Origin of the sequence: Vibrio sp. T9 (genome assembly GCF_003123985.1) — a bacterium.
Classification (GTDB): domain Bacteria; phylum Pseudomonadota; class Gammaproteobacteria; order Enterobacterales; family Vibrionaceae; genus Vibrio; species Vibrio diabolicus.
Map to the genome: position 1 here is coordinate 63,327 of NZ_NIGY01000013.1, position 23,528 is coordinate 86,854.

26 protein-coding genes are annotated in these 23,528 nt (G+C 45.0%); 11 read left to right on the forward strand and 15 right to left on the reverse strand.

What is annotated here, in order from left to right; translation table 11 throughout:
* Window position 1 precedes the first annotated feature (1 nt).
* The 4 genes from lptA to CBX98_RS21940 form a co-directional block, all read right to left on the reverse strand.
* On the reverse strand, window positions 2-496 hold the full coding sequence (gene lptA / locus CBX98_RS21925) for a lipopolysaccharide transport periplasmic protein LptA (protein WP_005396239.1): 495 nt from the start codon (window positions 494-496) through the stop codon (window positions 2-4).
* Window positions 477-1,040 (reverse strand): LPS export ABC transporter periplasmic protein LptC, encoded by a 564-nt coding sequence (gene lptC / locus CBX98_RS21930; RefSeq protein ID WP_005396238.1) that lies wholly within the window; start codon window positions 1,038-1,040, stop codon window positions 477-479. Before lptC ends, lptA begins: the two co-directional genes overlap by 20 nt.
* Window positions 1,041-1,126: 86 nt before the next feature.
* Window positions 1,127-2,098, reverse strand: a complete 972-nt coding sequence (gene kdsD, locus CBX98_RS21935) for an arabinose-5-phosphate isomerase KdsD (protein ID WP_005396237.1) — start codon at window positions 2,096-2,098, stop codon at window positions 1,127-1,129.
* 29 nt (window positions 2,099-2,127) lie between these two features.
* Window positions 2,128-3,093, reverse strand: coding sequence for a calcium/sodium antiporter (locus CBX98_RS21940; protein ID WP_005396236.1), 966 nt, complete (start codon window positions 3,091-3,093; stop codon window positions 2,128-2,130).
* 374 nt (window positions 3,094-3,467) lie between these two features.
* Between CBX98_RS21940 and mlaF the strand changes: the two genes are divergently transcribed.
* From mlaF to CBX98_RS21980, 8 genes are all read left to right on the forward strand, one after another.
* Window positions 3,468-4,271 carry a phospholipid ABC transporter ATP-binding protein MlaF gene (gene mlaF, locus CBX98_RS21945; protein ID WP_005396235.1) on the forward strand — a complete coding sequence of 268 codons (804 nt, stop codon included), beginning with the start codon at window positions 3,468-3,470 and terminating at the stop codon, window positions 4,269-4,271.
* Window positions 4,261-5,052 (forward strand): lipid asymmetry maintenance ABC transporter permease subunit MlaE, encoded by a 792-nt coding sequence (gene mlaE / locus CBX98_RS21950; protein ID WP_005396234.1) that lies wholly within the window; start codon window positions 4,261-4,263, stop codon window positions 5,050-5,052. Before mlaF ends, mlaE begins: the two co-directional genes overlap by 11 nt.
* A 2-nt stretch (window positions 5,053-5,054) precedes the next feature.
* Window positions 5,055-5,543 (forward strand): outer membrane lipid asymmetry maintenance protein MlaD, encoded by a 489-nt coding sequence (gene mlaD, locus CBX98_RS21955; RefSeq protein ID WP_012841383.1) that lies wholly within the window; start codon window positions 5,055-5,057, stop codon window positions 5,541-5,543.
* Between the two features lie 2 nt (window positions 5,544-5,545).
* Window positions 5,546-6,184 carry a phospholipid-binding protein MlaC gene (gene mlaC, locus CBX98_RS21960; RefSeq protein WP_046873609.1) on the forward strand — a complete coding sequence of 213 codons (639 nt, stop codon included), beginning with the start codon at window positions 5,546-5,548 and terminating at the stop codon, window positions 6,182-6,184.
* On the forward strand, window positions 6,184-6,504 hold the full coding sequence (locus CBX98_RS21965) for a lipid asymmetry maintenance protein MlaB (protein WP_005396231.1): 321 nt from the start codon (window positions 6,184-6,186) through the stop codon (window positions 6,502-6,504). Before mlaC ends, CBX98_RS21965 begins: the two co-directional genes overlap by 1 nt.
* Before the next feature lie 3 nt (window positions 6,505-6,507).
* Window positions 6,508-6,762: a BolA family iron metabolism protein IbaG gene (gene ibaG / locus CBX98_RS21970; RefSeq protein ID WP_005396230.1), complete on the forward strand. Its 255-nt coding sequence runs from the start codon at window positions 6,508-6,510 to the stop codon at window positions 6,760-6,762.
* 9 nt (window positions 6,763-6,771) lie between these two features.
* Window positions 6,772-8,037, forward strand: a complete 1,266-nt coding sequence (gene murA / locus CBX98_RS21975) for a UDP-N-acetylglucosamine 1-carboxyvinyltransferase (protein ID WP_074191856.1) — start codon at window positions 6,772-6,774, stop codon at window positions 8,035-8,037.
* Window positions 8,038-8,183: 146 nt separating this feature from the next.
* Window positions 8,184-8,909 carry a 1-acylglycerol-3-phosphate O-acyltransferase gene (locus CBX98_RS21980; RefSeq protein ID WP_005381088.1) on the forward strand — a complete coding sequence of 242 codons (726 nt, stop codon included), beginning with the start codon at window positions 8,184-8,186 and terminating at the stop codon, window positions 8,907-8,909.
* 85 nt (window positions 8,910-8,994) lie between these two features.
* Here CBX98_RS21980 and CBX98_RS21985 read toward each other — a convergent pair whose 3' ends face one another.
* The 6 genes from CBX98_RS21985 to arcA all read right to left on the reverse strand — a co-directional run bounded on the left by CBX98_RS21985 (window position 8,995) and on the right by arcA (window position 13,585).
* On the reverse strand, window positions 8,995-9,384 hold the full coding sequence (locus CBX98_RS21985; RefSeq protein ID WP_005381087.1) for a RidA family protein: 390 nt from the start codon (window positions 9,382-9,384) through the stop codon (window positions 8,995-8,997).
* A 130-nt stretch (window positions 9,385-9,514) separates the two neighbouring features.
* Window positions 9,515-9,976 carry an aspartate carbamoyltransferase regulatory subunit gene (pyrI, locus tag CBX98_RS21990; protein ID WP_005381086.1) on the reverse strand — a complete coding sequence of 154 codons (462 nt, stop codon included), beginning with the start codon at window positions 9,974-9,976 and terminating at the stop codon, window positions 9,515-9,517.
* Window positions 9,977-9,991: 15 nt separating this feature from the next.
* A complete protein-coding gene (gene pyrB, locus CBX98_RS21995) occupies window positions 9,992-10,921 on the reverse strand; it encodes an aspartate carbamoyltransferase (protein WP_005397473.1) in 930 nt (309 codons plus the stop codon).
* Window positions 10,922-11,008: 87 nt separating this feature from the next.
* Window positions 11,009-11,104 (reverse strand): hypothetical protein, encoded by a 96-nt coding sequence (locus CBX98_RS22000; RefSeq protein ID WP_031780631.1) that lies wholly within the window; start codon window positions 11,102-11,104, stop codon window positions 11,009-11,011.
* A 99-nt stretch (window positions 11,105-11,203) separates the two neighbouring features.
* A complete protein-coding gene (locus CBX98_RS22005) occupies window positions 11,204-12,208 on the reverse strand; it encodes an ornithine carbamoyltransferase (RefSeq protein WP_012841385.1) in 1,005 nt (334 codons plus the stop codon).
* 156 nt (window positions 12,209-12,364) lie between these two features.
* The gene (gene arcA, locus CBX98_RS22010; protein WP_006742359.1) at window positions 12,365-13,585 is read right to left on the reverse strand and encodes an arginine deiminase; all 1,221 of its coding nucleotides are present in this window, start codon (window positions 13,583-13,585) and stop codon (window positions 12,365-12,367) included.
* 583 nt (window positions 13,586-14,168) lie between these two features.
* Here arcA and rraB point away from each other — a divergent pair.
* Window positions 14,169-14,582, forward strand: coding sequence for a ribonuclease E inhibitor RraB (rraB, locus tag CBX98_RS22015; RefSeq protein WP_005381081.1), 414 nt, complete (start codon window positions 14,169-14,171; stop codon window positions 14,580-14,582).
* Window positions 14,583-14,748: 166 nt separating this feature from the next.
* On the forward strand, window positions 14,749-15,549 hold the full coding sequence (locus tag CBX98_RS22020) for a hypothetical protein (RefSeq protein WP_006742360.1): 801 nt from the start codon (window positions 14,749-14,751) through the stop codon (window positions 15,547-15,549).
* Between the two features lie 19 nt (window positions 15,550-15,568).
* On the opposite strand, the gene CBX98_RS22025 is transcribed toward CBX98_RS22020, so the two are convergent.
* From CBX98_RS22025 to pepA, 5 genes are all read right to left on the reverse strand, one after another.
* Window positions 15,569-16,474 (reverse strand): bifunctional helix-turn-helix transcriptional regulator/GNAT family N-acetyltransferase, encoded by a 906-nt coding sequence (locus CBX98_RS22025; RefSeq protein WP_104969824.1) that lies wholly within the window; start codon window positions 16,472-16,474, stop codon window positions 15,569-15,571.
* A gap of 115 nt (window positions 16,475-16,589) precedes the next feature.
* Window positions 16,590-16,994: a DUF2061 domain-containing protein gene (locus CBX98_RS22030; protein WP_005397464.1), complete on the reverse strand. Its 405-nt coding sequence runs from the start codon at window positions 16,992-16,994 to the stop codon at window positions 16,590-16,592.
* 202 nt (window positions 16,995-17,196) lie between these two features.
* Window positions 17,197-20,055 (reverse strand): valine--tRNA ligase, encoded by a 2,859-nt coding sequence (locus CBX98_RS22035; RefSeq protein ID WP_109170275.1) that lies wholly within the window; start codon window positions 20,053-20,055, stop codon window positions 17,197-17,199.
* 96 nt (window positions 20,056-20,151) lie between these two features.
* Window positions 20,152-20,601: a DNA polymerase III subunit chi gene (locus CBX98_RS22040; protein ID WP_046873623.1), complete on the reverse strand. Its 450-nt coding sequence runs from the start codon at window positions 20,599-20,601 to the stop codon at window positions 20,152-20,154.
* 115 nt (window positions 20,602-20,716) lie between these two features.
* Entirely contained in the window at window positions 20,717-22,225 is a 1,509-nt protein-coding gene (pepA, locus tag CBX98_RS22045) for a leucyl aminopeptidase (protein WP_005397459.1), read from the reverse strand.
* A 200-nt stretch (window positions 22,226-22,425) separates the two neighbouring features.
* Between pepA and lptF the strand changes: the two genes are divergently transcribed.
* Entirely contained in the window at window positions 22,426-23,526 is a 1,101-nt protein-coding gene (gene lptF, locus CBX98_RS22050) for an LPS export ABC transporter permease LptF (RefSeq protein WP_006742363.1), read from the forward strand.
* The last annotated feature ends 2 nt before the right edge of the window (window positions 23,527-23,528 follow it).

Sequence of the window (23,528 nt, forward strand, 5' to 3'; positions counted from 1 at the left end):
ATTAGTTCTCTATCTGATTGGGTTGCAAAATGGTCGTAACGCGCTCTTCCTTAGAGCTATCAGCGACTAGCTTTTGTTTACCAATTTGGTAACGAATCGAAGAACCTTTAATGGTGTTGTTGTCTTGTGCCAGTTGCGCTTGACCTTTCATGGTCAGTTCGTCTGTAGAAATACGGTAATCCAGCTCCACAGCTTGACCACTCAGTGTTTTACCATCGTCCATCAGCTGAGAAAACTTGGCAGGTTTACCAAATGCTTGAATCTGTTTGATGGCTTCGGTTTTAGGATCGCGCGTTACCACGATTCTATCAGCATCGATATTGATGCTACCTTGCTTAAGAGATACATCGCCTTTAAAAATAACCTGGTTACTCTTCATATCCACTTGTTGGGTGTCAGAGTTAATGTAAACCGGTTGTTGAGTATCCGACTTAAGTGCCAGCGCTTGAGGCGCCGCCAATACCAGTGCCAGTAGGCTAAGGTGTAACGGTTTCATATCGACCTTGAACTTCGTCTGTCAGAGTTGCGGTATGCTGCTTTAAGTTGCCTTGCATTGCGCCTCCAGTAGTTTCAAATTGTGGCCCAACCAACATGACCTGTTGATCAGCTTTAAAATCACGATTGGTTAGATTAATGACTAACTTGTCTGTTGCCATGGTATCAAAACTCGCACCCGGCAGAAGATTTTGCATTAAGACTTTGTCATATAACGTTAAGACTTGGTCTTCATCTAACACGGCTCTTGTGGCCGTCACCTTCCATTCAATGACGCTACCTTCACGGTAAACCATCAAAGTCGGGTTATTAAAAATGGTATCTCCACTCTTAGCATAATGGTCTAAGTTCGTGGAGCGGATGATGTAACTGCGGACACCATCTTCACCATAGGTGATGTTTTCCAGTCCAGTACCACTGAACATGGGCAGTTCAGAATCTGGTGCTACTTGAATTGCGTCGTTGCCTTTTGGGGTCAGTAGGTAATAACCGCACCATGCGACAACGAAGATCAAGAGCAAATAAATAAGGCGAGTAAAACTCATATAATGAAGGCCTATCGTTTAGCTCAGTACTTCCCTGACCATTGCCTTTATTTGTGTAATAAATGATTTAAATGTTTGTGCTGATATTACATCACGCCAGCTTTTAGTAAATCGTGCATGTTCAGTGCACCCACAATTTTTTCGTCTTTACATAAAATCAGAGCGTTAATATTTTTATTCTGCATCAAGTTCAAACCTTCAACCGCTAGCATATCAGGGTGCGCTGTGGTTGGATTTGTCGTCATGACTTCGCCAATCGCGGTCGTATGAATATCAATGCGTTTGTCTAAGGTGCGACGTAAATCACCATCGGTGAATATACCAAGCATAGCATCGTGTTCATCGACGATAGCGGTCATGCCTAGCCCTTTTTCTGAAATTTCAAGCAGGGCATCGCGAATCAATGCGTTTGGAGAAACTTTAGGTAACGCTTCTCCAAAGTGCATAATATCAGACAACTTAAGCAGCAGTTTTCTCCCTAACGCGCCACCTGGATGAGATAGAGCAAAATCTTCGGCAGAAAAACCACGCGCTTGGAGTAGGGCTACGGCTAATGCGTCTCCCATTACTAATGTGGCCGTGGTACTGCTGGTCGGTGCCAACCCTAGTGGGCAAGCTTCTTGAGGTACCGTAATTTGTAGGTGCAAGTCAGACAGTTTTGCCATATTGGATTCTGGCTTGCCTGTCATACTAATTATCTTGATGTTCAGGCGTTTTAATACCGGAAATAGAGACAGAATTTCGTTTGACTCACCAGAGTTAGAAATTGCGAGCACAATATCTCCAGGGCTGATCATGCCCAAGTCGCCATGTGCTGCTTCGCCAGGGTGAACGAAAAACGCAGAAGTCCCCGTGCTTGCCAGAGTCGCAGCAATCTTGTTACCAATGTGGCCTGACTTGCCAATACCCATAACGACTACTTTGCCGCTGTTGGAAAGGATCAGTTCGCACGCTTTCTCAAATTGATCATCAAAGTAGGTATCCAGCTCTTGCAGAGCAGCAACTTCGATATCAAGAACTTGTTTAGCAGCAGCGCGAAAATCAAATTGATTGGACATATCAGTTCTCTACTTATTTATCGTGGTAATTAAGCGGCCATGTTTGCGAATAAGTACACTTGATAACCTAGAAAGCATGCAAACAAGATTGCACCTTCAATACGGTTAATACTGCGTGATTTACCCAAACACATCGCGACAAGTAACAGTGAAACGCCTAACATGACCCAGAAGTCACGTCCCATCGCGTACTCACTCAGCACCGATGGATTAATGATGCCAGGAATGCCCATTACGGCCAGAATATTAAACACATTCGAGCCAATAATGTTACCGACGGCCATGTCGTCTTCACCTTTTAAAACACCAGCAAGCGATGCTGCGAGCTCAGGTAGACTAGTGCCGATGGCAATGATAGTCAGACCGATGACAAGATCGCTCATGCCAAAATACTTCGCAATAATCACTGCGTTATCCACTAGCATGCTTGCTGCCAAAGGAAGCAGTATCAGGCCAATAACCACCCACATGATCGCTTTAGGGTTGCTGACGCCTTCTGGGATCTCTGACTCTTGGTCATCAAGAAAAACATCACCTGATTTTTGTTCTTTGCGGCTGATCTGCAACATAGCAAATAAAAATGCCCCAAAGAGTACAAACAATAAGACACCTTCATAAAAACCGAGATGGCTATTCCAAAGCAGAATACCGGCGAGTACTGTTACTGCAATCATTAATGGCAGTTCCCGGCGGATGACCGCGGAACTAATCGACAGAGGCTTGATGAGTGCTGTAATACCTAGGATTAACGCGATGTTCGCGATGTTTGAGCCTAAAACGTTACCCACTGCAGTATCGGTTTTTCCGTCCCAGGCTGCGGTTGCAGAAACCATCATCTCTGGCGCAGAAGAGCCCATCGCAAGGATTGTCATGCCGATGACAAGAGGTGAAATACCGACGTTGCGGGCTATCGCTGCAGAACCAAAAACAAGTTTATCTGCACTCCATACGAGCAAAACAAGACCGACTATAAGCAACGCTACGGCTTCGAGCATGAGAATTCCTAAGTATTAAATAAGTAAAATGAATAACCGCTAATTTTGACCTTTTGCGGCCTAAAATGGAAGATAAACGACGAATAAATTAAAGGTTAGTAACGAAAATGTATGCAAATGTCGTTCATTTAAATCAGCAATTCTTGTCTAGGATTTAAACACTTTGCGCTGATTTGATCGTAATCCACAAAAAATTGCAGGTATATACTCGACTTTATTTAATTGAACAGTGCTTTAAATTCAAAGCCAATGTGCTTATGATTGCAGCCTAATAAATGTACCGACGTTACTTTATTAAACGTGAAATTCAACTCCGTTGTGTGTCTGGTTGATGATGCCGTGAGTTGCAACGCTCCGACAGTAGAAGAGATGATATGTCGAACAACGATTTAGTCACCGTGAACAACCTCACTTTTTCACGGGGAGAGCGCAAGATCTTTGATGGTATTGATCTGCATGTTCCTGAGGGCAAAGTGACGGCCATTATGGGACCATCGGGAATAGGTAAAACTACACTGCTGCGTTTAATTGGTGGTCAGTTGTATCCCGAGCAAGGAGAGATCTGGTTTGATGGCGACAATATTCCCTCTCTCTCGCGTAAAAAACTCTACCATGCTCGCAAGAAAATGAGCATGTTGTTTCAATCAGGAGCTTTATTCACTGATTTGAATGTCTTTGATAACGTCGCCTTCCCATTGCGAGAGCATACGAATTTATCTGAAGAGCTGATTCGTACCATGGTGTTGCTTAAGCTTGAAGCCGTCGGTCTACGCGGCGCAGCACAATTGATGCCGAGCGAGCTATCGGGTGGCATGGCTAGACGCGCTGCGTTGGCGCGTGCGATCGCCCTGGATCCTGATTTAATCATGTATGATGAACCATTTGTCGGACAAGACCCAATCACCATGGGTGTCTTGGTTGAGCTCATTAGTAATCTAAATCAAGCGTTAGGTTTAACTTCTATAGTCGTTTCTCACGACGTGCCTGAAGTGATGAGTATTGCCGATTGGGTTTATCTGATGGCCGATGGCAAAATTATCGCTTTTGGCACACCAGAAGAGCTTAATCAGAATCCTGACCCTCGCGTTCAGCAGTTCTTACAAGGTGATGCAGATGGTCCTGTACCGTTTCGCTTCCCTTCTCAAAGTATCGAAAAGGACTTATTTGATGGTCGATAACTTTATGCATTTTGTCGCCTCACTAGGTAGACGAACGCTCTCCATCTGCGGAGCATTTGGTCGTGCGACTTTCATGCTGATTGGGGCACTGTTTACTAAGCCACAACCGCTTAAAAGCTTTCCTTTGCTCGTTAAACAACTTTATTCCGTAGGCGTCCAGTCTCTGGCGATTATCGTCGTATCTGGGTTGTTTATTGGTATGGTTTTGAGCCTACAAGGTTATGTTGTGCTGGTGGATTACGGCGCAGAGGGCAGTTTGGGTCAAATGGTGGCGCTCTCATTGCTACGTGAATTAGGGCCCGTTGTCACTGCACTTCTGTTTGCTGGTCGTGCAGGCTCTGCGTTAACTGCAGAGATAGGTTTGATGAAAGCGACGGAGCAACTCTCTAGCCTTGAAATGATGGCGGTAGATCCTTTGAAAAGAGTGATCGCGCCACGTTTTTGGGCTGGTGCTATTTCAATGCCATTACTGGCTATGATTTTCATGGCGGTGGGTATTTGGGGCGCCCAGCTTGTTGGTGTTGACTGGAAAGGTGTTGACCATGGCAGTTTTTGGTCAGCGATGCAGTCCTCAGTTGAACTAGGACAGGATATTGGTAACAGTATGATCAAGTGCTTTGCGTTTGCAATTACGGTTACTTGGGTCGCTCTATTTAACGGGTATGATGCTATTCCAACTTCGGAAGGGATCAGCCGAGCAACTACGCGCACTGTTGTGCATTCTTCTTTAGCAGTACTAGGACTAGACTTTGTACTGACCGCATTGATGTTTGGGAATTAATCATGCAACAAACACGTAAAACTGAATTATGGGTTGGCAGCTTTGTATTAGCGGGAATTTGCGCGATTCTTGTGATGATTTTTCAAGTTGCTGACGTAAAAAGCATTGGCTCTGGTGATACTTACACCCTCAAAGCTGAGTTCGATAATATTGGTAGTTTAAAAGTTCGCTCGCCAGTAAAAGTGGGTGGGGTTGTGATTGGCCGGGTAAGCAATATTTCGCTTAACCCAGATAACTTATTACCTGTTGTAACTCTATCGATCAATAGCAAATACAATCAATTCCCAGAAACGTCGAGCGTACAAATTTTGACGTCTGGCTTGATTGGTGAGCAATACATTGGTTTAGTACCAGGCTTTGTTTTTGACGATGAAGTCATGCTGGTCGATGGCGATACCATCGAAGACACCAAATCAGCGCTCGTGCTTGAAGACTTAATTGGTCAAGTGCTTTACAGCGTAGGTGGTTCAGACGATTCAAGTAAGGAATAACTATGTTAGCGAGATTATTACTTTCAGTTTGTGCTGTGTTTAGCGCGTTTGGTACAAGTGCAGCAGAAGTGGATAAAACTGAACCTTATAAGATGATGAAGCAAGTGGCTGAAGTCACTTTCGAAAGATTAAAAGCCGAGCAGCCGAAAATCAAACAAGACCCAGATTTACTTAAGGTGATTGTTGAAGAAGAGCTAATGCCTTACGTCAACTACCGCTATGCTGGGCTAAAGCTCCTAGGTCCAAACCTAAAAGGAGCGAAACGTGAGGATGTACTTGAGTTTATCGATGCATTTCGCGCGTATTTAATTGCTTCATATGCACAGGTGCTAACGCAATACAGTGACCAACAAATTGAATTTGGTCCTGAGCCTAGCATTGATGACTCTAAGCGTATCACCAGCATTAAAGTTGATATCATCGATACGCCGCGTCCAAACATCAAGCTTGAGTTCAAATTGCGTAAAGACAACAAATCTGGTGAGTGGGAAGCGTTCGATATGATTGCGGAAGGCATTAGTTTACTCTCTAGCAAACAGTCGGAATGGAATAGCAAAATTCGTCAAGAAGGCATTCTATCTGTCGCGAAAGATCTAGAAAAATTAGCTGCGGAACCGATTCGCTTTGAGGCGAAGAAATAATGGCCCAGACTCCCGCTCAGTGGCAATTAGATCAAAACATTCTTAAGCTAACAGGGGCACTTGATAGAGATACAGTGCCCTCATTGTGGGCGTATGCTCAGCAATGGCAACCAGCTCAAGCTGAGCTGGAATGCTCGTTAAAAGAGATAGAGCGCGTCGACTCTGCAGGAATGGTGATGTTAATCCACTTATTAGAGCATGCAAAAAAGCAAAACTGTCATATAATGCTCAGTTTCGTGCCGGCGCAACTGCGCACTTTGTTTCAACTGAGCAATGTTGAATCTTTAGTGGCCAAACACATACAGAATTATCAGGGGTAAATTGTGGATAGCGCAAAAGTACAACAGTTATTAGAAGAAGCACTAAACCTTCAAGAAGTGCATGTAAAAGGTGAAGGTAGCCACTATGAGGTGGTTGCTGTTGATGCTTGTTTCGATGGAATGAGCCGCGTTAAGAAGCAGCAGTTAATTTATGGTCCTCTGATGGAATACATCCAGCGTAACGACATTCACGCATTATCAATTAAAGCGTTCACACCAGAAGAGTGGGCTCGTGATAAGAAACTGATGTCGCTTTAAGGTTTATTGATGGAAAAGTTTCGAGTTATTGGGTCAGATAAACCACTTGTTGGTGAAGTGACCATTTCCGGTGCAAAAAACGCAGCACTGCCGATTTTATTTGCGTCTATCTTGGCGGAAGAGCCTGTAGAAGTGGCAAACGTGCCACACCTTCGTGATATCGATACAACCATGGAACTGCTTAAGCGTTTAGGCGCGAAAGTAAGCCGTAATGGTTCTGTTCACGTCGATCCAAGTAGCATTACTGAATACTGCGCACCGTATGATTTGGTGAAAACCATGCGTGCTTCTATTTGGGCTTTGGGTCCGCTCGTAGCGCGATTTGGTCAAGGTCAGGTTTCTCTACCTGGCGGTTGTGCTATCGGTGCTCGTCCTGTTGATCTGCATATTTCTGGCCTAGAGCAGCTTGGCGCAACGATTACGCTTGAAGATGGTTACGTTAAAGCTGAGGTTGATGGTCGTCTAAAAGGTGCGCACATCGTGATGGATAAAGTCAGCGTAGGCGCGACGATCACCATCATGTGTGCTGCAGCACTTGCTGAAGGCACTACAACGCTAGACAACGCGGCGCGTGAACCTGAAATTGTAGATACAGCGGATTTCCTAAATAAGCTTGGTGCAAAAATTTCTGGTGCAGGCACAGATACGATCACGATTGAAGGTGTTGAGCACCTAGGTGGTTGTAAACACAACGTGGTTGCCGACCGTATTGAGACGGGAACATTCCTTGTCGCTGCTGCGGTATCTGGCGGTAAAGTAGTATGTCGTAATACTAACGCTCATTTGCTTGAAGCGGTTTTAGCCAAGCTAGAAGAAGCTGGCGCGCTTGTCGAAACGGGTGAAGATTGGATTTCAGTTGATATGACCGATCGCGAGCTGAAAGCAGTGAGTGTACGTACAGCGCCGCATCCAGGCTTCCCGACCGATATGCAAGCGCAATTTACGCTACTAAACATGATGGCGAAAGGCGGCGGCGTAATCACTGAGACTATCTTTGAAAACCGCTTTATGCACGTACCAGAATTGATGCGTATGGGCGCGAAAGCCGAGATTGAAGGCAACACCGTTATCTGTGGTGATGTTGAGTCATTAAGTGGTGCGCAAGTCATGGCAACCGACCTGCGAGCTTCGGCTAGTTTGGTAATTGCGGGCTGTATTGCTAAAGGCGAAACCATCGTTGATCGTATTTACCATATCGACCGCGGTTACGACAAAATCGAAAATAAACTGGCTGCACTTGGCGCAAATATTGAGCGAGTGAGCGAGGCAAGTTAAACTGCACCGCAGGTAACTTGGATATCAAGAGAGCCGAAACCTGAGTTTCGGCTTTTTTATATCACTCTCATGACCATAGTTATCCTTTATGGAAAGAGATAAATTAATAGCTGTATCTGGCAAAAGCCGGTTCCTGGAGAACAAGAATGATTGCACTGTTACGTGTATTTGCTGTCGCTATCTTTGCGATTGTTATGTTTATTGGTGGTTGTGGTTACTGCCTATTAAGCCCCCGAAACCCTAAGCACGTTTTCACTTTTGGCCGCTTGTTTGCCAAGATGTCTCGTGTATTTGGGATTAAGTTAGAGCTGCGTATCCCTGAAGATGCGTATTCACGCGGCCAACATGTTTACATTGCTAACCACCAGAACAACTGGGACATGTTTACTGTTTCTGCTGCTGTGACTCCGAAAGTTGTGACAGTAGGTAAAAAAAGCTTGGCTTGGATGCCACTGTTTGGTCAGCTTTACTGGCTTACGGGTAACATTCTGATTGACCGAGCGAATCGCTCGAAAGCAAAAGGTACTATCGATCAGGTAGTGAGCAGCATGAAAGAAAGTGATGTTTCGGTGTGGATGTTCCCTGAAGGCACGCGTTCTCGTGGGCGTGGTCTGCTGCCATTCAAAACAGGTGCTTTTCATGCAGCAATTGGAGCAGGCGTGCCAATAATTCCTATCGTATGTAGCTCGACGAATAAAATTAAGCTGAACCGTTGGAACAATGGTCATGTGATTGTTGAAATGCTACCTCCAATCAGTACTGAAGGCTATGGTAAAGAGGGCATTCGCGAGCTAGCAAATATCTGTCGTGAACAGATGAAAGAGAAACTTGAATCGTTAGATGAAGAAGTCAAACAGCGCAACGCTGCTTAAGTTTTACTGCGATATCATCACGAAAAGACAATAAAAAACGGGTAGCCTGAGCTACCCGTTTTTTTATGTTTGTCAGCAAGTGCAATTATTTGCGAACCGCGATTGCTTCAATCTCGATACCAACATCTTTCGGTAGGCGAGCGACTTCTACACAAGAACGTGCAGGGTAGTTTGCTACGCCGTGCTCATCAAAGAACTTGCCGTAAACTTCGTTCACCGTGCCAAAGTCGTTTAGGTCTTTAACAAAAACCGTTAGCTTCACGATATCTGACACTTTAAGGCCTGAAGATTCAACCACAGCCTTTACGTTTTCTAGAGACTGACGAGCTTGCTCTGCGATATCAGCAGACACTTCACCTGTCGCTGGGTTTACTGGGATTTGGCCTGAAGTAAGAACCATGTTACCTAGATCTACGCCTTGAACGTAAGGACCGATTGCTGCTGGTGCAGATTCAGTGTGAAGTACTTTCGTCATTTGATTTTTTCCATCAGTTGTAGGGAATAAAGATGCTCAGTTTGCCTCTAAACCTGTGGTAGGTAAAGAGCAAAATACCCCGACATTGCAGGGTATTTTAAACGTATCACAGCCTAGTCGTACGGCGTGTTTATCGCTCGGTTACGATCTCGCGTGAGAACACTTTCTCGCAGTATTTACACTTTAGGCGGATTTCTTGTTTCTTCTCGAACACGCTAAAGCTGCTTTCTACTGGCTCATTGTGAGAAATACAGTTTGAATTTGGGCATTCGAAGACATCATTGATGCGCTCAGGAAGCTCTAACGCGAGCTTTTTCACCACTTCATAATTCTCGATTTGATTCACGGTCGCGTGAGGAGCATACAACGCTAGCTTGCTCGCTTGCTCTTCATTGATAAACACATTTTCGATTTTGAGTAGATCTTTATGACCGAGTGCCGATGAAGGCAAGTTCAGTCCAATTGTTACGCGTTGTGATGAATTGTGCATATCGAACAGTCTTAATACTTTGATGCCGATTTGCGCAGGGATGTGGTCGATGACCGTACCATTTTTGATTGCTTCTACCTGCAATTGAGTTTCTTTAGCCATGGGTTTTCTCCTCGATTACAGTGTTTCGTTTAGAACAAGCGCCAACAGTGCTTGGCGAGCGTATACGCCATTTTGAGCTTGCTGGAAGAAGTAAGCATGAGGCGTTTTATCAACATCGGTTGTGATTTCATCCACACGTGGTAGTGGGTGCAGTACTTTCAAGTTCTCACGCGCGCCTTCTAGTAGTGCCGCCGTTAGGATGTAAGCCGACTTAATATGTGCGTATTCCGATTCGTCAAAACGTTCTTTCTGTACGCGTGTCATGTACAGAATATCCAGTTCAGGAATCACACTTTCCATGTCTGTGTGTAGGCTATATTGAATGCCAGCTTCGTCTAGCTCTTCGCAGATGTAATCTGGCATTGCCAATGCTTCTGGTGCAACAAAGAAGAAGCGGATGTTGTTAAACTTTGCTAAGGCTTGAGTCAATGAGTGCACTGTGCGGCCATATTTTAGGTCACCGACGAATGCGACGTTCAGGTTGTCTAGACGCCCTTGTGTTTCCGCGATGGTGTATAGGTCGAGTAGCGTTTGAGTTGGGTGTTGGTTTGCACCGTCGCCCGCGTTGATCACTGGCACGCCATTTGAAAATTCAGAGGCCAAGCGAGCGGCGCCTTCTTGTGGATGACGCATCACAAAGGCATCGACGTAAGAAGAGATGACTTGTACTGAATCTGCGAGTGTTTCGCCTTTTTTCGCCAGAGAGGTATTACCATCATTATCAAAGCCAATCACGTCACCACCAATGCGTTGAATCGCTGTTTCAAACGATAAACGTGTACGTGTTGATGGTTCAAAGAAACAACTGGCAACGACTTTGTTTTTAATCAGTTCTGGTCGAGGTGCTTTTTTAAGGCTACCTGCTGTTTCTACGATAAGTTCCAGTTCTTCGCGTGAAAGCTCTGGAATAGAGATGATGTGCTTCTGGTAAAGCGAGTTCGCCATGATCTTCTTCCCTATAACATTGATGACTACATCCAAATTGCCTAAAGGAATTTTGGACATAAAAAAACCTCCCCAAATGGGGAGGTTTTAAAATTCAATAGAATTAACGAAAATAACACCACGTAAGCGTAGTCGCTTAGCTAGAGCAAATCGCGTTTTCATGTCGGCAATTAGCTTGGTCATTTCTTAATCCTCAGACAAATTGCCGAGCATTATACGCTTAACTTTCGTGAGCGCAAGCGATTACATCATGGTTTTTAGCGGCTGTTTTGGCTTGCTAGTTTAGCTTCCTAATGTTGCTACCATCACGGCTTTGATAGTGTGCATACGGTTTTCAGCTTCGTCGAATACGATGGAGTATTCTGACTCAAATACCTCTTCTGTTACTTCAAGGCCTTTCATGCCGTATTTTTCAGCGACTTCTTTGCCGACGGTGGTCTCATCATTGTGGAAAGCCGGAAGACAGTGCATGAATTTCACATGTGGATTACCCGTTTGCTTAATCACGTCCATATTGATTTGATATGGTGTCATTAAAGCCACACGTTCATCCCATGCCTCAGCGGATTCACCCATAGATACCCAAACATCGGTGTAAAGGAAGTCACAACCCTTCACGCCTTCCTCCACGCTTTCAGTTAATGTGATTTTTGCACCAGTTTGCTGCGCGATAGTTTGGCAAGTTGCCACCAAATCTTCTTCAGGCCAGAACGCTTTTGGCGCGACAAGGCGAATATCCATGCCCATTTTAGCGGCACCCACCATGAGCGAGTTGCCCATATTGTTGCGTGCATCGCCTAGGTAAGCGAAGGTCATTTCATGCAGCTGCTTACCGCGTCCGTGCTCTTGCATGGTAAGGAAATCGGCAAGGATTTGGGTTGGGTGGAACTCATCAGTCAAACCATTCCACACTGGAACACCAGCATAAGTGCCAAGCTCTTCAACAATGGATTGGCCAAAGCCGCGATATTCGATGCCGTCATACATGCGACCTAAGACGCGTGCGGTGTCTTTCATTGATTCTTTATGGCCAATCTGAGAACCAGAAGGGCCGATGTAAGAGACTTGAGCGCCTTGATCAAAAGCTGCGACTTCAAACGCACATCGGGTACGAGTCGAAGATTTCTCAAAGATGAGTGCAATGTTTTTACCTTGAAGTGTCTTCTGCTCTGTTCCTGCATATTTTGCTTTTTTTAGCTCTGCAGACAGTTCGAGCAAGAACTGGATTTCTTTGGTTGAGAAATCCAATAGCTTCAAAAAGTTGCGGTTACGTAAATTGAAAGCCATAGCTCGTCCCTTAGTACGTGTGATTGAATTAATAGAATGTATTAAAACATATAAATGCTTTATTTGTGAATAATTATTTTTATGTAAAACTAAAAAAGGTTGATGCATTCACATCAACCTTAGTTTTTATTCATTTAATGTAAAAGGACGAATTGGTTATATATCGTCTCGTTCTATCGGACAACTCATGCAGCGGGCGCCACCACGGCCACGGCCAAGCTCGTTACCTGGGACTGTCAGTACTTTGATACCAGCTTTGTCGTATTTTTCGTTGGTGTATACATTGCGTTCGTAACCAATCACAACGCCCGGTTTTACGGTAAGAACGTTATTGGCGTCATTCCATTGTTCGCGCTCAGCTTCATAACTGTCACCACCCGTGGTGATGATTTTCAGCTGATCTAAGCCAAGAGCAGATTCAATCGCATGTAGGTAGTTATGAGATGCTTCAACATGCATTTCACCATTGCCTTTTGGTGTTAAGCGCCATGTGTCGAGATCTTTGCGCATGATCTCTGGGTAAACAGAGAAAGTATCTACATCCATATGGGTCATAACGGTGTCTAAATGCATGCATGAACGGTGTTTAGGCAGATCAATCGCAATCACTTCGGTCGCTTGTCCTGCCTTAAACAGGCTCGCTGCAAGGTTCTCTACGCCTTGCGCGGTCGTACGCTCAGACATACCGATCAGAACTGCACCTTTACCAATAACCAACACATCACCGCCTTCGACATTCGCATTATCATAATGCAGATCATCATCACCGAAGTATTTGATAAAGTCTTGGCCAGCAAAAATTGGGTGCCAACGATAAATCGCACGTAAGTGGTTTGTTTCACGTTGGCGTGCTGGCATCATCATTGGGTTGAGCGATACACCACCATAAACCCAGCATGAGGTATCACGCGTAAATAGGTGGTTAGGTAGCGGCTCAATAACAAAATCCAGCGGACGCTTCATTTTTGGCAGCATAGAAGATGAGGTGATCGGTAGCTCTGAGTAAGCTAAGCCACCTAAAAAGATGCTGGCAAGGTGTTCATCATCCATTTCTGAAAAATATTGGCGTAGGTCTCGCGCAAAAGTTGGCCCGTAACGAAAGTCAGAAATCTGAGTATCTAGCAGCCACTGTTTTGCTTCTGGAACGGCGAGGGTTTCGACCAGTAAATCGTGGAGGAGAAGCACTTCTACATCTTGATCGCGTAGCGTGCGTGCGAACGCATCGTGCTCTTCACCTGCTGCTTCTACAGCAAGAACATCATCAAACAGTAATTCATGACAGTTTGATGGAGTTAAGTGGGTTAGGGCGCGCTCTGGGCGATTTAATAGAACTCGTCGAAGTTGACCAACTTCTGATCCAACGTACAGCTTGCTCATTTTGTATCCTTACAAATTTTCCAGCCGTTAGTTATGACAAGCTTCCTAGAAAGATGCAAATCACTACACTTTGTCTATATTCTGAGTTTTTATTGTTTTTTAGATTTTAGTTTTGGATATTTTTCTTATGAAGTCTTAGTTTGGGTTTAAATTCTATTTTGTGAAATGTGGAGAGCGTGCGTTTTTATTCTAATTTTCCTGTTGAGAAAGAATACATGCATAGTGCATAAAACGTGCATTTTTATTCTAAATTATGCATTATTAAAGTGAATTTATTCGTTATGCTTCTTCGTTTTACACGTGAGTGTATTCAAGAAAGCGCCATAAACACGCACAGAAAGAGAAAATAACCGCATTAAGTGTCAGTTAGGATGTTCTGAATATTAAAAAATGCCATTTTTTGTTAATTTTTTGTTTCTTTGCGTGGTCGGTTTAATATTTATATTCAAATAACCGATAAGAATCGCGGTGGTATGATGTTTGTTTGTGGCTTTTCATCGCAATCCATGCCATATTTCACCGGATCAGCATACTCAGTATCGGGTATAGTGTTTCTATCAAGTAACTAATCTGGAGCCAAAACATGTCTCACGAAGATGAATATCTATCAGTAGAAGAATTAATTGAGATTCAAAAGGAAGAGACTCGCGATATCATTGCAGCATTGCTAGAAGATGGCAGCGATCCAGATTCGCTATACGAAATCGAGCACCACCTGTTTGCAGAAGATTTTGACACGCTAGAAAAAGCGGTAGTTGAAGCATTCAAGATGGGTTTTGAAGTGCTTGAAGCGGAAGAAACTGAAGATGAAGATGGCAACAAGTTGCTTTGCTGTGACGCAACCATGGAATCAGCATTAGACGCAGAAGCCATTGATGCGCAAGTTGAAAAACTGATTCACTTGGCAGAAAAATACGACATCATCTATGACGGTTGGGGTACGTACTACGAAGGCGAAGATGCGCTTTACCCTGAAGAAGATGAAGACGACGAGTAATCAAAGCTCACCTCTTTTAGAGAAACCAGCGTTTAACGCTGGTTTTTTTATACCTTGAAAATAGCATCCAACAACAGATGAATGTGGAGGTGATAAATAATTCACATTGAGTTTATAGGGGATTTCTCCCTATAATGCGTGAAAATTGATCTAGCGCAAGGTGTATATGCAACTCTCACTCGCCGGTTTATGGCAAGTCTCTCCACTGACGGACCTCTCGATTCCACAGGATGACATCACTTTTCCCGCCCCTTTAAGTCTAGTCCTGCCTGATGAATTGACGGAGGAAGCGATCCGTCAACAAGAATGGCACCTGATGCATGACATTGAAGTGGATGAGGCGATGATGGCATTTCCTGCAGTGGAAATGGTAATGGGTGGTGTTGATTACCATGCGGAGGTACGTTTGAACGGCGTGGCTGTGTTTGATTGTGATGGCTCGCAAAGTGTGTATAAGAAAGACATTCGCCCATACATGCAAATGGGGCGTAATCGCTTTGAGATATTGTTCCTAGAGGAAGAAGAAGATCTTTTATTCGATGAGGATAAGCCAGAACTGTGCCCGCTTTCTGAACATCAATATAAGAAAAGTGATGAGCGACTGGGCGTGTGGCAAGAACCGTACTTGCAGTTTATTCGCAACGTGCGTTTAGATCGCGTGGCAACCGAGCAGATTTGGCACCATGGTGGCGGGTGTGAATTTAAGGTCGATTTGTATTACCAGACATTTGCACCAGGGCTAGTGTCAGCAGCGGTAAAGTTTAATGGCATGACTTACCATATCCCAATTGACGTTCGTGCAGATCACGCCAGCGCACTCTTTCAGATTGAAGCGCCAAAGTATGCTGATCTTAATGACCCTGATCCAAATGATCTCTATCAGTTGTCTGTTGAATTGGATGGGCAACGCCAAAACTTCACTGTTGCATTGAGCCAGGAGCTTTGCGTTACCCATGTTGTGCTTTAACGTCTGATAATATTTTTTATTACAGTACCTTAAGCATTACGACTTCACATGCATCATGCCCTGTTTGTCCAAGCGGGGCATCGAGATGCTCAAAGCCTAGCTTTTCATACAAGCCTACCGCCTCTCTTAGACATTCGGTCGTTTCTAAATAGCACTGCTGATACCCAAACTGTTTCGCCAGTTGTAAGCTCAATGCGACGATGCGTTTGGCTAAACCGTGTCCTCGTGTTTGAGGTAAGAAGTACATCTTTTGCAGCTCACACACATTTGGCTCACCAGCTAAAGGGGCAAAGCCACCGCCACCAACGATCTCTCCGCGATGTTCAATGACCCAATAGGCGGCGCCGCATTGATTGTAAACCGAATACATATCATCAAGCGTTGGATCGGCCACACCATAACCTTTGTCTGCGGTTAAGCCGTATTCAGCAGAGACTTTACGAATTACGTCTGCCACTTGCGGGTTGTCTGCTTTTGTAAGAGGTCGAAGAACGTATTCCTCTGCCTGACATACTTTTATCAGCCCTTTTAGGTAAGTCTCTAGACCAAGTTTGAGTTGTTCTTGCTCACAGTCATCAAGTTGTGTAAGCAACTGCTCAAAAAAGCTGTTTTGCTGTTGGTCTAGTTGCGATAACGCCTGCTGTCCTTGAATTGTGAGCACTACGAGTTGGCTTCGTTTATCTTTCGGGTTTTCGATGCTCTCAACCAAACCTAATTTAATCAAACCAGTAATGGTGCGGCTTGCATTGGACTTGTCGACACTAAGCTGCTGCGCCAATTGGTTGATGGTCAATGGCTGCAATTGGATTTCACCTAATGCGTGCGCTTGTACCGGGGTAAGAGCGACATCGCCGCATTGTTTATCGAGCATACCAAGCAATCGGACGGCCTGACGGGAGTAGTGTCGGAGTTGACGAGCGTTCATTACCACTTACCTCTAAAAATAAACTTGCGCACCGCAATTAAATTAATTGCGGTGCGCAACTTTGTCAATGATAAATGTCATTTGGCTCGTTAGGAGACGTAGTGAGCCTCCATGTTTAAGCGTGGTGATGTAAACAAAACTGCGGTGCTGGAGTTTTTGCTGATGATTTACGCATCCATACTTTCTCGTGGAAGTAGTAAGCCACCGTATTCAAACTCGGCTCTAGCATCGCCATTACGCCGCCGACAAATGCATCACCTGTTAGTAAGTAAACCACGGTAAAAGCGACGCTGAAGTGCACGGTCGCAAAGCTTGCGGTTTTTAATTTGGTCATCCACTGACGAGCTTTAAGTGCTGGGACTTTTGCCCATGCCTTTTCATGAAAGTAGAAGGCTACGGTGTTCACTGAAGGCTCAATCATGGCAATTAAACTACCAATTAAAATGTCGCCTGTGAGTACGTAAGCGACACTAAATGCGATAGTAAAATGCAGTGCTGCGAAAGTTAGTGTCTTTTTCATGATAATTACTCAATCGTGTTTGTTTCGATGAGTTTATTATCGATAATAATTCTCATTAATGCTAATGAATGATGAGTATTGTTGCGATAGGGGAAAGCTATTGATGATGGTTTTTGGTGAAAGATATACAAAAAAGGTTGACCATGATGGCCAACCTTTGGATTCAAAGTGAGAAGTGTTAGTTCTTCTCTTTCACTGAGGCTTAAAGTGCAGCGATCGTTGTCTTCTGCTCTTCTAGCTTAGCTAGTGTCTCTTTGTAGCCTTCAAGCTTCTCACGCTCTTTAGCAACAACCGCTTCAGGTGCTTTCGCTACAAAGCCTTCGTTGCCCAGTTTGCCTTCGATACGCTTGATTTCGCCGTGCGTCTTCTTGATTTCGCCATCTAGACGAGCAAGCTCTGCATCTTTGTCGATCAAACCCGCCATTGGGATCATCAGCTCAGACTTGCCAACCAGTGCCGTTGCACACGCAGGGGTCTCTTCGCCGGCTTCAAGCACGCGTACTGCTTCTAGCTTCGCTAGAGACATCAATACTTGTTTGCTTGCTTCTAGACGAGAGGCGTCTTTCTCATTCGCTGCTTTCAGCATAACGTCTAGAGGCTTGCCAGGGTTGATGTCGTACTCTGCACGTAGGTTGCGGATGCTAGTGATGAACGCTTTCACCCATTCGATGTCGTCTAGCGCTTCTTGGTGGAAGTTCGCTTCGTCGAATTGAGGCAGCGTTTGTAGCATGATTGTCTCGCCCTCAACACCGTCAACTAGTGGCTTGATGCTTTGCCAGATAGTTTCTGTGATGTAAGGAATCACTGGGTGAGCCAGACGTAGCGTCTTCTCAAGTACCGTGATTAGTGTACGGCGAGTACCACGCTGTTGCGCTTCAGTACCTTTCCATAGAACGGGTTTAGTTAGCTCTAGGTACCAGTCACAGAATTGGTTCCAGATGAATTCGTAAAGTGTGTTTGCAGCCATATCTAGACGGAAGTTGTCGATATGGTTGTTGAACGCTTTCGCTGCGAGTTCAAACTGAGACTCGATCCACTTGTCTGCTAGTGAGTACTCGATCTCACCTTCACCAAAACCACAATCTTGCTCTTCTGTGTTCATCATTACGTAACGGCTTGCGTTCCATAGTTTGTTACAGAAGTTACGGTAACCTTCAAGACGCTTCATATCCCAGTTGATATCGCGACCTGTTGATGCCATTGCTGCAAGAGTGAAACGCAGTGCGTCTGTACCGTATGCTTCGATACCGTTTTCAAACGTCTTACGCGTGTTCTTCTCGATCTTCTTCGCTAGCTGAGGCTGCATCATGTTGCCACAACGCTTCTCTACTAGAGACTCTAGGTCGATACCATCGATCATGTCGATTGGGTCAAGTACGTTACCTTTCGACTTAGACATCTTGTCGCCGTTTTCGTCACGGATTAGGCCGGTAACGTAAACTGTCTTAAATGGTACTTGTGGTTTGCCATTTTCGTCTTTCACGAAGTGCATGGTCATCATGATCATGCGCGCAACCCAGAAGAAGATGATGTCGAAACCAGTTACTAGAACGTCTGAAGGGTGGAATACTTTCAGATCGTCAGTTTGCTCTGGCCAACCTTGAGTACCGAACGTCCATAGCGCAGAAGAGAACCATGTATCCAGTACGTCTTCGTCTTGGTGCAGCTCAATTACTGACTCTAGGTTGTTGTTCTTGCGAACTTCTTCTTCAGTGCGACCTACGTAAACATTACCTTGGTTGTCGTACCACGCTGGGATGCGGTGACCCCACCATAGCTGACGAGAGATACACCAGTCTTGAACGTCACGCATCCAAGAGAAGTACATGTTTTCGTATTGCTTAGGAACGAATTGGATGTCGCCGTTTTCTACTGCTTCAACTGCTGTTTTCGCTAGAGGCGCAGTACGTACGTACCATTGGTCAGTTAGCATTGGTTCGATAACCACGCCACCACGGTCGCCGTAAGGAACTTGTAGATCGTGATCTTTCACTTCTTCAAGTAGACCTAGCTCGTCGAATTCAGCAACGATAGCTTTACGAGCGGCAAAACGCTCCATACCGTGGTATTTAGCTGGTAGCTCAGTGCTGTAAGCGTCGCTTGCTTCGCCGTTAGTGTTGAATACTTCTGCTGCGTCGCGGATGTTCGCGTCGAAAGTCAGAATGTTGATCATTGGTAGCTGGTGGCGCTTACCAACTTCGTAGTCGTTGAAGTCGTGCGCAGGTGTGATTTTCACACAGCCAGTACCTTTTTCCATATCTGCGTGCTCATCGCCCACGATTGGGATGCGACGATCAACGATAGGAAGGATGATTTCTTTACCGATAAGATCTTTGTAACGTGGATCTTCTGGGTTAACTGCAACACCCGTATCGCCTAGCATGGTCTCTGGACGAGTCGTTGCAACAACGATGTAGTCTTTGCCATCCGCTGTTTTAGCGCCATCTGCTAATGGGTAGCGGAAGTGCCACATGTTGCCTTTAGTATCTTTGTTCTCTACTTCTAGATCTGAAATCGCTGTGTGTAGCTTTGGATCCCAGTTAACTAGACGCTTACCGCGGTAGATTAGATCGTCTTCGTATAGACGTACGAACACTTCTTGAACGGCGTTAGATAGACCATCGTCCATCGTAAAGCGCTCACGGTCCCAGTCTACTGATGCACCAAGACGACGAAGCTGTTTAGTGATAGTGCCACCAGATTCGCCTTTCCATTCCCAGATTTTGTCGATGAAAGCTTCACGACCGTAATCGTGTTTTGTTTTGCCTTCTTCTGCAGCGATCTTACGCTCAACAACCATCTGAGTTGCGATACCAGCGTGGTCAGTACCTACTTGCCAAAGGGTGTTTTTACCCTTCATACGTTCACAACGGATAAGCGTATCCATGATCGTATCTTGGAACGCGTGGCCCATGTGTAGGCTACCAGTGACGTTCGGTGGCGGGATCATGATGCTGTATGATTCTTTAGTAGTGTCACCGTGTGGCTTAAAGTAGCCTTTCTCTTCCCAAGTCTGATACAGAGCTTGTTCGATTGAAGTTGGGTTGTATGTCTTTTCCATAGCGCTCTTTTAATGGATACGTTGATGGTTGAATCTTAGTCAATCTTTATAAGTGAGGGATCTTAACAAGATCGCCTTAACTATAAGGATTGACCGTTAAGGATATTGAATTTCGATCGTTTGCAGCTGGTAACCTGCTTGACGGTAAATTTTATATCTTTCTCTTGCGAGTTGTTTAGCTTTTTCTTCGCAGGGCACGAAGTCTACCACTTGAGCAAACTTGTTCGCAAAGGTTGTCTCATTTTCCGCCAAATTAATTACCAATTGACGATTCCAAGACGGCTTTACACCGTTATGGCCGATCTCAATATTGGTGGCGTATTTCGGTCCTTCGCCTACGAGGTTATGTGCCATGAACTTGTCTGCATCAACTTGCCAAAAGGCTTCAGCGAGCTGCTCGGCGTGTGGTTTGTCTTGGCAGTTTAAATACACTTTAGCGCCTTGGCGGGCAAAGTGCTGCGCCAAAAACACAATGTACTCTTCAAAGCCAGCCACCGTTGCTTGCGGGCTCTCTTCGTTAATGATGTAGAAGGTTGCAGTTTGCATCATTCTCTCACTTGCCTTGGGTCTCTTCCTAAGACCATCTTAAGTCCCACTTTCATTTTAGAAAATTAGGATAATAAAAAAGGGCCTTGCGGCCCTTTTAGATGTTGTTCAGAAATTACTCTTCTGTCTCTTGGCCGCTGCGGTTCAAAAGGAATTGGACAAGCATTGAGACAGGACGGCCCGTTGAGCCTTTCGCTGCGCCTGATTTCCACGCGGTACCTGCGATATCGACGTGAGCCCAGTTGTACTTTTTAGCAAACTTAGACAAGAAGCAACCCGCAGTGATAGTACCAGCAGGACGGCCACCAATGTTTGCCATATCCGCAAACGGGCTCTTCAACTGCTCGTGGTACTCATCTGCCATTGGTAGACGCCATGCACGGTCACTTGCTTGCTCAGAAGCATTCACTAGCTCATGAGAAAGAGGGTTATGGTTAGAGATAACGCCACTGATGTGGTGACCTAGTGCGATAACACAAGCGCCGGTTAGCGTTGCAACGTCAACAACACAGTCTGGTTCGAAACGCTCTACATAAGTCAGTGCGTCACAAAGAACAAGACGACCTTCCGCATCCGTGTTCAGAACTTCTACAGTTTGACCAGACATTGTCGTTAGGATGTCACCTGGACGGTACGCGTTGCTGCCAGGCATGTTTTCACAGCCTGCTAGAACACCAATAACGTTGATTGGTAGGTTCAGCTTCGCTAGCGCTTTCATTGTACCGAATACCGATGCCGCACCACACATGTCGTACTTCATCTCATCCATACCTTCGCCCGGTTTTAGAGAGATACCGCCTGAATCGAAGGTTAGACCTTTACCTACTAGCACAATAGGTTTTGCATCTGAGTCAGGGTTACCTTTGTACTCGATGATAGACATCATAGATTCGTTTTTAGAACCACGGCCTACTGCTAGGTAAGAGGTCATACCCAGTTTTTCCATCTCTTGCTCACCAATGATTTTGGTGGTTACGGTTTCGTAATCGTCCGCTAGACGACGAGCTTGAGAAGCAAGGTAAGCTGGATTAGCTACGTTTGGCGGCATGTTGCCAAGGTCTTTTGAGGCTTTGACACCAGATGCGATAGCGAGACCATGAGTGATTGCTTTTTCACCCAAGTTTAATTCACGACGCGTTGGTACGTTGAAAACAAGCTTGCGCAGTGGGCGGCGAGTCTCAGGTTTAACGCTCTTGAATTGATTAAATGTGTATAGACCATCTTTAGTCGCTTCTACAGCCTGGCGTACTTTCCAGTATGTATCGCGACCCTTAACATGCAGTTCAGTTAGGAAACATACCGCTTCCATTGAGCCTGTCTCGTTAAGTGTGCTGATCGTCTTTTGAATGATTTCCTTGTACTGGCGCTCGCCAAGTTCACGTTCTTTGCCGCAACCGACAAGTAAAACGCGCTCTGACAAAACACCTGGTACTTGATGCAGTAGCAGCATCTGACCAGGTTTACCCTCTAGATCACCACGGCGAAGTAGTGAACTGATGTAACCGTCACTGATTTTATCAAGTTGTTCGGCTACTGGAGAAAGGCGACGTGGTTCAAACACACCAACAACGATACATGCGCTACGTTGTTTCTCTGGACTGCCACTTTTTACACTGAACTCCATGCGTACTCCTACATCCTGAAGACAAATTGCTCTAAATGTTAGATAATGATCGCTTACTTGTTGAATTTTAGCTCCAGGCTTACATGCAGAGCTGATTAAGCGACTAACATCTAGTTTATAATTTTTAAAAAAATAAATGGTTCAACGGGAAACTATAGTGATTCGACCAAAAAAACAAGTTTTGTATAGGTAATTTCAGCGTGATTATTGTTAGATATTTGATCCGCGAAACACTCAAGAGCCAATTTGCGATTTTTTTCGTACTTTTTTTGGTGTTTGTAAGCCAGAAATTCATAAGTGTTCTTGCTGATGCTTCTGATGGGGATATTCCTGCTGGATTGATTTTCTCGATTGTTGGTTTGAATATGCCAGCAATGGGGTTGTTAATGCTGCCTTTGAGTCTGTATATCGGCATATTGATCACGTTTGGTCGCCTGTATGCAGAGAGCGAAATTGTCGTGATGAACGCGACAGGTATTGGTAACAAATTCTTGGTACAAGCGGCCTTGTACTTAGCGCTGATTACTTCTGCTGTGGCGGCTTTTAATGCATTGTGGTTATCGCCGTGGTCTCAAGACCGTGTGGAGCAACTTTATGAACAAGTGGCGGCAGAAAACAGCGTTGACTTGCTAAAGAAAGGGCAATTCCAAGGCACGCCAGATGGTTCATCGGTTGTGTTCATTGATGATATTAAAGACAATACATTGAGCAACGTTTTTGTCGCGCAGATGCGCCCGAGAGATTCAGTATTGCCGAGTGTGATGTTCTCGTCTTCTGGTGAAGTAAAAGAGCTGTCGGACGGCCGTCAGGTCATCACCATGAAAGAAGGCACGCGTTATGAAGGTGTGCCTACTCGCGTTGAATATATGATCACAAAATTCGATGAATACGAAGGCGTTATCGGCCAGCGTGAGGTCAAAAAGAAAGGGCGAGATTGGGAAGCGTACCCAACGGTCGATTTGATTGGACACCCAGACCCAGAAGCGCAAGCAGAGCTGCAATGGCGCATTTCGTTATTTGTGTGTATTCCACTCTTAACGATGTTGGTTATTCCATTGTCGGCGGTGAATCCGCGTCAGGGACGATTTGCCAAAATGGGGCCCGCGATTCTTATTTATCTAGCGTATTTCCTGGCGATTAGTGCAACAAAATCTGCATTAGAAGATGGTGACATTCCGGCGGCAATCGGCATGTGGCCAATTAATGCGATGTTACTGATTGTCGCAATCATGGCCAATATGATGGACAGCGTTGCTGCTCGACGAATAAAAGACAAATTCCGTAAGAAGAGGCTCGCGTAAGC